This is a genomic window from Micromonospora sp. NBC_00421 (genome assembly GCF_036017915.1).
GTDB lineage: Bacteria > Actinomycetota > Actinomycetes > Mycobacteriales > Micromonosporaceae > Micromonospora.
Map to the genome: position 1 here is coordinate 2,151,683 of NZ_CP107929.1, position 11,364 is coordinate 2,163,046.

The following is an 11,364-nucleotide window of genomic DNA, read 5'->3' on the forward strand; positions in this document are numbered from 1 at the left end:
GGCGGTTCGGCTGTTCACGGCGGTTCGGCTGCGCCGCGACGGCCCGCCGGGCGCTCACCGTCCGGCCCGGGACGCGCCGAGCCGGACACCCACCACGAGGGCGACGACGGCAGCGACGACGAGCGGCAGCCGGGCCCCGCTCAGCGACAGGGTCTCCCGGAACGCGGTGGCTCCGACGGCCACCGCGGTGACCGGCTCGGCCAGGGTCAACGCGACAAGTGGGGCGGCGAGCCGGCCGTTCTGGAACGCGACCTGGTTCACCTGCACGCCGAGCAGACCCACCACCGTCAACGCCCACAGCCGTGGGTCGGCGAGCAGTGCGACCGGGTCGCCGTGCCACCGGGCGGCCACCGACTTGAGCAGCGCGGCGGCCATCCCGTAGAGGACCCCGGCGGCGACCCCGAGCAGGGCACCCCGGGTCGCGTCGTTCACCCGGCGGGCGACGAGCAGGCAACCGGCCACCGTCGCGCCGGTGCCGGCCGCCACCCACCACCACGCCGGGGCGCTCGGCTCGGTCACGCCGGCCCGGGGGTCGGCGACGGCCAGGAAGGTGACCAGACCGACGGTGCCCACCAGGGTGGCGGCGAGGTCCCGTCGGTGCACCGGCTGCCGGTTCCAGCCGGCCTCGATCAGGATGGCCATGAAGAGCCCGCTGGCCAGCAGCGGCTGCACGAGGGTGAGCGGGCCGTACCGCAGGGCCAGGGCCTGGGCGGTCACCCCGACGAGGTCCGGAACCCAACCGACCTGCCACAGCCGGGTCCTCAGCAGCCGCGACAACAGCCGCAGGTCGAGCGCCTGCCGCCGCTGCTGCCGCTTCGCCGCCCGCTGGTGCAGCGTGGTGGACAGGGCGAAGGCGAACGCCGCCACGAGTGCGGCCAGCACCGCGGCGATCATGCCCCGGCCAGGTGACTGCCGAGCGGGCCCACCGTCCAGCCCCGTCGGTGGCACTCGTCGAGCAGGTATGGCAACGCGTCGAGAGTCGAGCGCCACGCACCGGGCGCCGCCGTGCAGGAGGAGTCGTGCAGCAGGACCGTGCCGCCGCCGGCGAGTCCACCCCGGATCTCGGTGAGCACCGATCCGGCGTCGGCCGAGCGGATCCAGTCCCGACCCCAGCAGGTCCAGAGCACCGGCCGCAGGCCCAGCCGCCGGGCGGCGAGCAGCGCCGATCCGGTCAACACCCCGTACGGTGGACGGAAGAACCGGGGGGTGCGCCCGGTCACGGTGGTGATCAGCGCTCGCCCGGCGGCGATGTCCCGGCCGGTGGCCAGCGGACCGCGCAGCAGCAGGTTGCGGTGTTCCCAGCCATGCAGGGCGACCTCGTGCCCGGCGGCGACGAGCTGCCGGCCGAGTTCGGGTGAGCGCCGCAGCATCGCGCCCAGCAGGAAGAACGTGGCCCGTACCCGGTGTGCCGCCAGCACCTCCAGGAAGTGGGGCGTGGACTGCGGATCCGGGCCGTCGTCGAAGGTCAGCGCGATCCGGTCCGGCGGGCCCACCCCGTCGAGCCGGTGCAGGAGACGTCCCCGCAGCGCCGGCACTGCGGTGACCGCCGGGGCCAGCTGCAGGGCGCCGAGCGCGACCAGTCCGGTCGCCCACCGCCCTGCCGTCCGCTGCCTCACCGGCGCCCACCGGACGACGACTGGAGCAGGGCCACGACCACGGCCACGGCGTCGCCGAGCACGTCGAGCGGGGACCGCCGGCGACGCCTGTCGTACGCGTCCGCTCCGCCGGGTACGGCGGCAACCGCCGCGACCAGCCCCTCCACGTCGACCGGGTCGGTCGGTGGGGGAGCGGGCCGGTCTCGCCTTGCGGTCGTCTCCATCAGTGCCGGCCGCAGCTGCGCCGCCGACGACACCCGCCGGATCAGCCCGGCCCGTGCGAGGATCGAGGCGTTCGCCCGCCCGTGCCCGGGAAGCGGTCGGTAGGTGACCACCGGAACCCCGGCGGAGAGCGCCTCCTGGCAGGTCAGGCCGCCCGCGTTCTCCACCACGACGTCCACCGCGCGCATCAGCGTCGCCATGTCGTCGACCCAGCCGAACACGTGTTCCCAGTCCTGCCGCAGCCGGTCGTACAACAGGGTGTTGCGCCCGCAGACCACCACCGGGCGGGCCCAGCCGGTGGCATCCACCTCGGCGACCGTCGTCTCGACATCGCCGGCACCCCAGGCGCCGGCGACGATCAGCGCCAGCCGGTCCCGCTCGGGCAGGCCGAAGCGTCGACGGGCCTGCCGCCGGTCGGTCCGGTGCGCGCCGCCGAAGGCGGGCGACACAAGCGGTTGCACCGTCGTGACCGGCACCCCGTCCGAATCGTCGGAAGGGGGTAGCTCAGCGTGTCGCAACGCGTAGTACCGGTCCACTCCGGGGCTCACCCAGGTCGGGTGGAGCGCGAAGTCGGTGACGTAGCTGACCACGGGGACGGCCAGCCGGCCCTGCCGGCGCAACGGCCCGAGCAGCTGGTTGGCGAACGGGTAGGTCGTCACCACGGCGAGGGTGTCCGGTGGGATCGTCCGGCCCAGCCGACGTCGTACCGGACGCAGCAGACCCCGGATCGCCGAGACCGACCACCGGGACCGGGCGGTGAGGGCGAACAGCAGGTCGTAGCCTCGGGGGAGCCAGCGCAGCATGTCCCGGTACGCCTCGCGGAACGCCCAGCGCACCGGTCGGGGCAGCACGTCCAGCAGGTTCAGCCGGTCCACCGTGAAACCGCGTTCCCGCAGCCGGTGGGCCAGCTCGCCGGCTGCGGTGTCGTGGCCGGCACCGACATCCGCCGAGATCACGAGTATCCGCCCTCGGCACTCCATGCCAGCGCGGATACCCGCCCACGAGCGGGACAGTCTCCGGGCAGCGGGTGCGGTCGACGGTTGCGGGAGCAGGAAAAACAGTTCAGTTGCTTTACTGTTAACAAACTTTAATTTACCGTGGTGGCAATCGTTCGAGGTCGATCCGATCGAGTGCTACGGGTTCACCGGGCGGCCCCGGTCCCCCGGTGCCCGCCCACGCCCGTCCGGACGGCCGCCCCCACCGTCGAGGAGTGCTCCCATGCGTCGAACCCTCACCGTCCCCCTGGTGGCGACAGGTGCCGTCGTCACCTCCCTTGGCCTCGCCACGCCTGCCCAGGCCCACGGCTACGTCTCCGCCCCACCCAGCCGCCAGGCTCTCTGCGCCCAGGGCAAGGTGCCCGACTGCGGCCAGATCCGGTACGAGCCGCAGAGCGTCGAAGGCCCGAAGGGGCTGCGCAGTTGCAGCGCCGGGATCAGCCAGTTCGCCGTCCTCGACGACGACAATCGGGGCTGGCCCGCCACCTCGGTCGGCAGCACTGTCACCTTCACCTGGGTGAACACCGCCCGGCACGCCACCCGCAACTGGGAGTACTTCATCGGCGGCACCCGGGTCGGTGTCGTCGACGGGGGCGGTCGGCAGCCCGAGGCCACCGTGGCGCACACCGTCAACCTGGGCGGCTTCTCCGGTCGGCAGAAGATCCTCGCCGTCTGGAACATCGCCGACACCGCCAACGCCTTCTACTCCTGCGTGGACGTGCAGATCGGCGGCGGTGGTCCGACCCCGAGCCCCACCGCCGCCCCGAGCCCCACCGCCACCCCGACCCGCACACCGGGTCCGACACCCACCCCGACCCGCACCACCCCGCCCCCGACAACCCCCACCGGTTCGCCGACCGTCGGCGGCAGCTGGACCGCCGGCCGCAGCTACCAGGTCGGCGACCTGGTCACCTACCAGGCGGTGAGCTACCGGTGCCGGCAGGCGCACACCGCCATCCCGGGCTGGGAACCCCCGTACGTGCCCGCCCTGTGGACCCAGGTCTGACCGGCCCGGGAGAGCGACGTGTCACGGGCGACCACCACGATGCCGGGCCCCACCGCGACCGCCCGACGTCCGACGGCGGCGCGACCTCCGACAGTGGTGCGGGGCCTGGCCGTGGTGGTCGTCGCGGTCACCCTGTTGCTCGCCGGGTGCACCTCCGCCGGGCACCCGGCCACCCCGGCATCGACCGGGTCGGGCCCGCCGACCGCGATCAGCGGGCTCGACCTGGTGTTCCTGCACGCGATGACGGCCCACCAGGAGCGGACCCTGGCCATCCTCCGGGTCGCACCGGAGCGGATCCGCCATCCGCGACTGCGTACCCTCGTCGCGGCGGTCGACGCGACCGAATCCGACGAGGTCACCCGGGCCCGCGAGCAGATCAGGGCCGCCGTCCCGGCGGACGGCGCGCCCCGGCACGAACACCCCGATCCGACCGGCGTCGACGACCCGGTGGCCCGGTTGCGGGGCACCCCGGCCTCCGGTTACGACGCCGTCCTGGTGGCGGTGCTGGTGCCCCAGCAACGGCAGGCCGCCGACCTGGCCCGCGCCCACCTGCCGCTGGCGGTCTCCCCGGCCGTACGTGACCTGGCCCGGCGCATCGACGAGTCCCGTACCGCGCAGATCCGGCTCCTCACCGCGCTGCCGGTCGCCCGGACCACGCCCTGACCAGGTGGTCTCCATGGGGGCGGTGACCCCACCGGGTCCGGCGGGCGGGCGGCGGCAGCGCGGCCAGGTGGAGTCCCGGCACGACAGATCTCCGAGTCGGGAGAACCGCGCGAATAGCTGTTTTCCCGACTCGGAGCACCGGTGCCACCACAGCTCCCACGCGGTTACCGGACGGTCGCCCGAACTGCCGGCGGAATCGGTTTGCGGGGCGGTCGCCATAGCGGAAGCGGCCGATTCCGCCACCCGTACGGCCAGCAGGCCGAGCCGTTCGGCCACCCCGCCCGCATCGATGTTCCTCGTATTCCCCGGCCACCGGTATAGTCCCGTCAATCCCCATTGGAGTGTCGCAGGGAAAGCACGTGATCTGCGTGATGGCAGCTGGACTGGAAACTGCGCTGTCCGGCCCACCATTCGTCGGGCGGCGACCGGAGATCGCGCGCATCAGCGCCGCGCACACCGAGAGCGTGCACACCGGGACACAGGTGGTGTGCGAGGTGGTCGGCGACCCGGGAATCGGCAAGACCCGTCTCGTCCACACCGCGCTGGACCGGTGCGCCCCGGCCCTGCCCCGCGTCGTCGGCACCTGTGTGGAGACGGAACAGGGCATTCCGTTCCACGTCTTCCGACACGCCTTCGACACCCTCCGCCCACCCCGCTCCGACCCTCGGCTGTCCGCCGGCCGGGCCGAACCCGACGACGCGCTCGTACCCCGAGGTGCCGGCCCGGTCGACGTACGTCTGTTCCGCACCTACCAACTGGCCCGCCGGCTGCTCGCCCTGGCCGCCCGGGACGGGCTGGCCCTCGTCCTGGACGACCTGCACTGGGCCGACGCCTCCTCCACCGGGCTCGTCACCCACCTGCTGCGCTACCCGGTGCCGGCCCCGTTGCTGCTGATCCTGGTCTACCGGCCCCGGCAGACGGGCACCGTGATGCCGTTCGGCCCGCCCGACACCGGCGTCCCGGCAGGCAGGGGTAGGGACCGGATCGAGCTCGGGCCGCTGAGTCTCGCCGAGACCGCCGAGCTGTACCCGCAGGCCGGCCCGGCCGAACTGGGTGAACACCACGAGCGGGCCGCCGGCAACCCCGGCTACCTCGCGGCGCTGGCAGGCGTCGCACCGGTCGACGCCGACCGGGATGCCGGGCTGCCCGGCCCGCCCCGGCTCACCGACGGGACGGTCGCGACGCTGCGCGTCGAGTGGGCCGGCCTACCGCCGGCCGACGCGGTGTGTCTGCGGGCCGCGGCGGTGTGCGACACGCCCTGCGCGGTGGATCAGCTCGCCGAGGTGGCCCAGCTGCCGGCGCAGGCGGCCAACGAGGCGGCCTGGCGGCTGGTCCGTCGCGACCTGCTGCGGGTCGTCCCGGCAACGGCCCGGTTCACCTTCCGGCACCCGGTACTGCGCTCGGCGGTCGCCCAGGACACCGACCCGGCCTGGCGGGTCGAGGCCCATCACCGGGCGCTGAGCGCGTTGCTCGCCCGGGGCGCGCCCCCGGCCGAGCGGGTGGCGCAGGCCGAACGGCTGCTCACCCTGCCCCACGACCGGCCGGTCGGTCCCTACGTGGACGTACTCTGCCGGGCCGCCCAGGAGATCCGCCGGGACGCTCCGGACCTGGCCGTGCGCTGGCTGCGGACCGCGCTGCGCGCACTGCGGCCCCCGGCCGGCTCCCCGGACAGCCGCCACGACGTCACCCTGCTGCTGGCCCGGATCACCGGGGAGGCGGGGAACCTCGCCGAGAGCCGGATGCTGCTGCGGGAGGTCGTCCCCGAGCTGCCCGTCGACCCGACCGGCCGCCGGGCCGCCGCCGTCGCCCTGTGGGTACGGGTGGAGCGACTGCTCGGCAACTACGCGGAGGCCGCCGCGATCAGCCGTCGCGAGCTGATCGGCACACCGACGCCGACCGCCGGGGCGTACCAGCTCGCCACGGAACTCGGCGCGGTCGGCATCCTGTCCGGTCACCCCTCGCCGATGCCCGCCGGAGCGCCCGACGGGGACGCCAGCGGCGTCGACCGGGCCAGCCTGCTCGCGGTACGCGGACTCGCCGCCGCCCACGACGGCGCGGTCGACCTCGCCCGTGGCCTGCTCGCCACCGGCGCGCCGATCGTCGACGCACTACCCGACCGGGATCTGCGCGACCATCCCGACTGCCTGCTGGCGCTCGGGCTGGCCGAGCTGTTCCTGGAACGGCCCGCCGACGCCACCCGGCACCTGGACCGGGGGATCACCCTGGTCCGCGACGCGCACCGCGACGACGGACTCTGCCAGCTGCTGCTCGGCCGCAGCCAGGTGGCCTACCACCGGGGTCAGCTCGGCGCGGTGATCGGGCTGACCACCGAGGCGGGGATCGTCGCCCGCCGGATCGGCAGCCGCTCGCTGCTCAGTTTCGCGCTGGCGTTCGAGGCGCAGGCCACCGCCTGGCGGGGCGGCCCCCGCGACGACGAACGGGCGGTGGCCCTGGCCCGCAGCGCGGTGGAACTCGCCACCGACCTGGACAGCTGGTCCGGACGTACCGCGGCGACCGCGCTGGCCACCGCGACGCTGCTCGCCGGTGACCCGGCCACCTGCGTGGAGATGCTCACCGATGCCGGCGGCGACGGTGGGCTGACCCGCCTGCAGGCCTCCCTGCGTCCGATGTGGCACGAACTGCTCTGCGCCGCCGCGCTGGCCGATGGGGAGCTGCCCGAGGCGGAACGGCGGGCCCGGGCCGCGCTGGCCGCCGCCGACCTGATCGGTCTGCCCGGCCAGCGCGCCTTCGCCGAGTCGGCGTACGGGGAGGTGTTGCTCGCCCGGGGCGAGGTGGTGGCGGCGATGCCGTACCTGCGCACCGCGGCGGACAGGTTCCGGGCCGCCGGCATGACCCTGCGGCACAGCCTCGCCCTGGTCGCGGTCGCCCGGGCGGCCGAGGCGGTGGACCAGAGCGGTCCCGCCGCCCGGGCCCGGCACCGGGCGCTGGAACTGGCCGTGCGCTGCGGGACCGAACGGGTCGGTCTGCGGCTGGCCCGACCGGTCCGGGCGCTCGCCGAGACCGCGCTGACCGACCGGGAGTGGCACATCGCCCGGTTGGCCTCCACCGGTGTCACCAACCGGTTGATCGGCCGCCGGCTGCACATCAGCCCCCGCACCGTGGAGGCGCACCTGACCCGGATCTACCGCAAGGCGGGGGTGGAGTCCCGCTCCGGTCTGGTCGCCTGGGTGTCCCGCTTCGATGACACCGATCGGTGACCGGTTCCCGGTGCCGATGACACCGCCCGGTGCGCCGTCGCCGGGCGCCGCACCATGAGGCCGCACCGCACCCGGCACCGCCTGTCGACGGCTCACATACTCGATCCATCGGGCGCGATTCCCGCGATCCGGCAACGGACGGAGAACGACATGGTGGGCACACGATCCGTCCGGCGGCCGCGCGCCCGTACCGGACCCACCGTCGCGTTCGTGGTGACGCTGCTCGTCCTGGCCGGTTGCGGCGACCAACCGGTGGACGCCGCCGCCCCGGCCGCCGCGTCCACCACCGCCTTCGGCGCGGACCGGGCCGCGCTCGTGCTCACCGCCTTCGACCAGGCCGACTCGGCCGCGTCCGTCTCCGGTGACGTGCAGACGCTGCGCACCCAGGAGGTGTCGCCGTCGTTGGACGTGAGCATCGCGGCGATCCACCGGGCCGAGCACAACCAGCGCCCACAACCAGCGTTCCAACACGTCAACCCGGCTTTCGCCGTACCGCCGGGTGAGCCGGGCTGCTTCCTGGCCACCGCCACCCTCCGGTTGACCGGGGCGGAGCTGGCCCCGACCGACGTCAGCCAGTTCGTCCGGGACGCCGACGGCCGGTGGAAGCTCAGCCACAACGTCCAGGTCAGCCAGCCCGCCCTGGTCACCGCCCGGAGCATCGCCGGCCGACCGGCCACCGCCGGGGGCACCGCCGTGGACGAGACGAGCCGGCAGGTCCTCGCCGCGGAACTGTTCGCCCGCACCACCGGGGCGAGCACCGGGAACAGGTCACTTGTCGCGTCGGGCCCGCTGCTCGACGGCCAGTTCGCCGGCGGCTGGGAGGTCTACCAGCAACAACTTGCCGGGGTCGGTACGCGGGTGGCGCGCACCCTGGACCGGGCGGAGTGGTCGGAGTGCGCGGTCGCCGTGCCCGAGGGAACCCTGACCTTCCTGACCGTGTACGCCACCGACACCCTCAGCCCCGCGCCCGGCGGACCGGCCACGGTGCGGATGATGCCGCAGAGCCCCGACATGATCTCCACCGGCAAGCGCGCCCCGATCGCCGGCAAACGGATCCGGGTCACCCGGGTCGAGACGTTCCTGCTCGTCGTCCCGGCGCAGACCACCGGCACCTCGGTGCTGGGTCTCAACGACACCGCGCTGACCGTCACCGCCGGCTGACCGGTTCGGCTCCGCCGACCTCCCGGCAGCTCGTGGCAGCACCGTGCCCCCGGTCGTCGGCGTGCCCTCCGACGCGACCGTGCCGGGCAGCACGCCGACGGCTGAAACCGGTGGCATCGGTCGGGATCCGGCCGGTCGGCGGTGACGATGGCAGCAGCCGTGCTCGTCGGCGACGCCCCGCCGGAGATCCCCGGTGTCGCGCCGGCGCGGGGAGGAACCCATGTGGCATCCGCGTTTCCGCTCCGACCACGTACCCGTACGGCTGCCCGAGGGGCACCTCGTGGTCCTGGGCGAGACCCGCAGTCTGCTCATCGACGACCCGGTCGCGGCGGACCTGGCCGACCTCCTGGACGGCACCGCGCCGCTGGCCGACGTGGTGGCCCGGCTGGCCGCCCGGCACCCGGTCGCCGCGGTCGCCGCCGCCCTGGCCCGGTTGCGCGGCCACGGCCTGCTCGCCTCCGGTCCGTCCGGGGTGCCGGTCGCCGAGGCCGCCGGCTGGGACGCCCGGGGCGTCGACCCGGCCGCCGGCCGGCGCTGGACCCGGTACGGCACGGTCACCCTCGTCGATCTCGGTGCCCCCACCGTGTTCGAGACCGCCGAGGCGCTGCGGACGGTGGGGCTCACCGTCACGGTCACCCGGCCGGACGCCCCCGAGGCGGACCCGGCCACCGGCCGGGATCCGGTGCTGGTCGTCCCGTCGTCCCTGCTCGACCCGGCGCTGGCCGCCGTCAACGACAGGCACCTGGCCGCCGGGCGGCCCTGGACCCTGCTGCGCCCGCACGGCAACGTGGTCTTCCTCGGTCCACACCTGATCCCCGGCGAGACCGGCTGCTGGGCCTGCCTGCGTCAGCGTTGGGAGGCCAACGAACAGGTGGCGGCGTTCCTGACCGGGCAGGATCCTGCCGGCGAGGTGCCGTCGGCCGCCCGCGCGGTCGTTCCCGGGGTGGCCCTGGCGGTGGCCGGACTGCTCGCCGCCGACCTCGCGGTGCTGGCCACCCGGGGCCGCTCGCCCCGGCTGACCGGCCGGATGATCGCCCTGGACACCCGTGACCTGAGCACCGAGAGCCACCACCTGGTCCGTCAGCCGCAGTGTCCGGCCTGCGGCGACCCGGACCTGGTCGGCAAGGCCGACCCCCGGATCGAGCTGCCCCCGGCCGGCACCCTGCCCAGCCGGGCCGACGGCTCCCGCACCCGCGACCCCGCCGAGACGTACCGGGCGCTGGCCCACCACGTCAGCCGGTACCTCGGGGTGGTCAGCCGACTGACCAGCCTGGAGACCGTGGACAACGGGGTCACCCACACCTACTCGGCCGGGCACAACTTCGCCCAGCCCCGGCAGCTCGCCGGGCTGCGTCGTAACCTGCGCGGGCAGAGCGGCGGCAAGGGCCGCACCGACGTGCAGGCGCGGGTCAGCGCCATCGGCGAGGCGGTGGAACGCTGGTGCGGGGTGTGGCGTGGCGACCGCCCCGTGCACCGCGCGAGCTACCGTCAGCTCGGCCCGGACCGCGCCGTGCACCTGCGTGACCTGCTGCTCTTTTCCGACCGCCAGTACGCCGACGCCGACCGGCTCAACCGGGACCTGGGCCACCTGCACCGGGTACCCCGGCCGCTGCCCGACGACCGGGAACTGGACTGGACCACCGGCTGGTCGCTCACCCACGGCGTCGCCCGGGAACTGCCCGCCGCGCACTGCTGGTACGGCCACCCGGAGCAGACCACCCTCGGGGTCTGCGCGGCCGACTCCAACGGCTGCGCCGCCGGGTCCCACCTGTCGGAGGCGATCCTGCAGGGCTTCTGCGAACTCGTCGAACGCGACAGCGTGGCGCTGTGGTGGTACCACCGCTCCCGGCTGCCCGGGGTCGACCTGGCCTCGTTCGTCGACCCGTGGACGACCGCCTGCGTCGACCATCACGCCACAGCGCTCGGCCGCCAGCTGTGGGCCCTGGACCTCACCGCCGACCTGGGGATACCCGCGTTCGCCGCGGTGTCCCGGCGGCTCGACGGCCCGCCGGAGGACGTGCTCGTCGGCTTCGGGGCGCACCTCGACGCACGGGTCGCGCTGACCCGGGCGCTGACCGAGGTCAACCAGTTCCTGCCGGCGGTGCCCGGCCCCACCGGTGGGCGGCTGCGCTACGGCGTCGACGACCCGGACAGCGCCCGCTGGTTCGGCACCGTCCGGGTCGACGAGCAGCCCTGGCTGACCCCGGACCCGTCCCGACCGGCCCGCACCCTGGCCGACCACCCGCCGCTGACCACCGGGGACGTCGCCGAGGACGTCCGCGTCTGTGTCCGTCTCGCCGCACGGGCCGGCCTGGAGGTGATCGTCGTCGACCAGTCCCGACCCGATGTCGAGCTGGCGGTGGTGAAGGTCGTGGTGCCGGGGCTGCGGCACTTCTGGCGGCGGCTCGGCCCCGGCCGGCTGTGGCAGGTCCCGGCCGCGCTGGGCCGCACCCCACTGGCCGCCGACGAACGGTCGGCCAACCCGCTGAACGTGTTCTTCTGAC

8 protein-coding genes are annotated in these 11,364 nt (G+C 74.8%); 5 read left to right on the top strand and 3 right to left on the bottom strand.

Annotation, left to right across the window (positions count from 1 at the left end; genetic code table 11):
- Positions 1-54: 54 nt before the first annotated feature.
- The 3 genes from OHQ87_RS09300 to OHQ87_RS09310 are packed head-to-tail and all read right to left on the bottom strand — an operon-like array spanning position 55 to position 2,797.
- Positions 55-882 carry a DMT family transporter gene (locus tag OHQ87_RS09300; RefSeq protein ID WP_328346898.1) on the bottom strand — a complete coding sequence of 276 codons (828 nt, stop codon included), beginning with the start codon at positions 880-882 and terminating at the stop codon, positions 55-57.
- A gap of 8 nt (positions 883-890) precedes the next feature.
- The gene (locus OHQ87_RS09305) at positions 891-1,616 is read right to left on the bottom strand and encodes a polysaccharide deacetylase family protein (RefSeq protein ID WP_328346900.1); all 726 of its coding nucleotides are present in this window, start codon (positions 1,614-1,616) and stop codon (positions 891-893) included.
- The gene (locus OHQ87_RS09310; RefSeq protein ID WP_442930723.1) at positions 1,613-2,797 is read right to left on the bottom strand and encodes an MGDG synthase family glycosyltransferase; all 1,185 of its coding nucleotides are present in this window, start codon (positions 2,795-2,797) and stop codon (positions 1,613-1,615) included. The genes OHQ87_RS09305 and OHQ87_RS09310 overlap by 4 nt, the downstream gene beginning before the upstream one ends.
- Before the next feature lie 238 nt (positions 2,798-3,035).
- Here OHQ87_RS09310 and OHQ87_RS09315 point away from each other — a divergent pair, with 238 nt between their 5' ends.
- From OHQ87_RS09315 to OHQ87_RS09335, 5 genes are all read left to right on the top strand, one after another.
- Positions 3,036-3,818, top strand: coding sequence for a lytic polysaccharide monooxygenase (locus tag OHQ87_RS09315; protein WP_328346904.1), 783 nt, complete (start codon positions 3,036-3,038; stop codon positions 3,816-3,818).
- 18 nt (positions 3,819-3,836) lie between these two features.
- On the top strand, positions 3,837-4,481 hold the full coding sequence (locus tag OHQ87_RS09320; RefSeq protein WP_328346906.1) for a DUF305 domain-containing protein: 645 nt from the start codon (positions 3,837-3,839) through the stop codon (positions 4,479-4,481).
- Between the two features lie 371 nt (positions 4,482-4,852).
- Positions 4,853-7,699 (top strand): AAA family ATPase, encoded by a 2,847-nt coding sequence (locus tag OHQ87_RS09325; protein WP_328346908.1) that lies wholly within the window; start codon positions 4,853-4,855, stop codon positions 7,697-7,699.
- A 150-nt stretch (positions 7,700-7,849) separates the two neighbouring features.
- Complete coding sequence (locus OHQ87_RS09330; RefSeq protein ID WP_328346910.1) at positions 7,850-8,860, top strand: hypothetical protein; 1,011 nt, start codon at positions 7,850-7,852, stop codon at positions 8,858-8,860.
- A gap of 220 nt (positions 8,861-9,080) precedes the next feature.
- Entirely contained in the window at positions 9,081-11,363 is a 2,283-nt protein-coding gene (locus OHQ87_RS09335; protein WP_328346912.1) for a TOMM precursor leader peptide-binding protein, read from the top strand.
- The last annotated feature ends 1 nt before the right edge of the window (position 11,364 follow it).

Coding starts and splice junctions, on each gene's coding strand:
- OHQ87_RS09335 (WP_328346912.1), top strand. CDS start 9,081: ATGTGGCATCCGCGTTTCCGCTCCGACCACGTACCCGTACGGCTGCCC.
- OHQ87_RS09310 (WP_442930723.1), bottom strand. CDS start 2,797: ATGGAGTGCCGAGGGCGGATACTCGTGATCTCGGCGGATGTCGGTGCC.
- OHQ87_RS09325 (WP_328346908.1), top strand. CDS start 4,853: ATGGCAGCTGGACTGGAAACTGCGCTGTCCGGCCCACCATTCGTCGGG.
- OHQ87_RS09315 (WP_328346904.1), top strand. CDS start 3,036: ATGCGTCGAACCCTCACCGTCCCCCTGGTGGCGACAGGTGCCGTCGTC.
- OHQ87_RS09330 (WP_328346910.1), top strand. CDS start 7,850: ATGGTGGGCACACGATCCGTCCGGCGGCCGCGCGCCCGTACCGGACCC.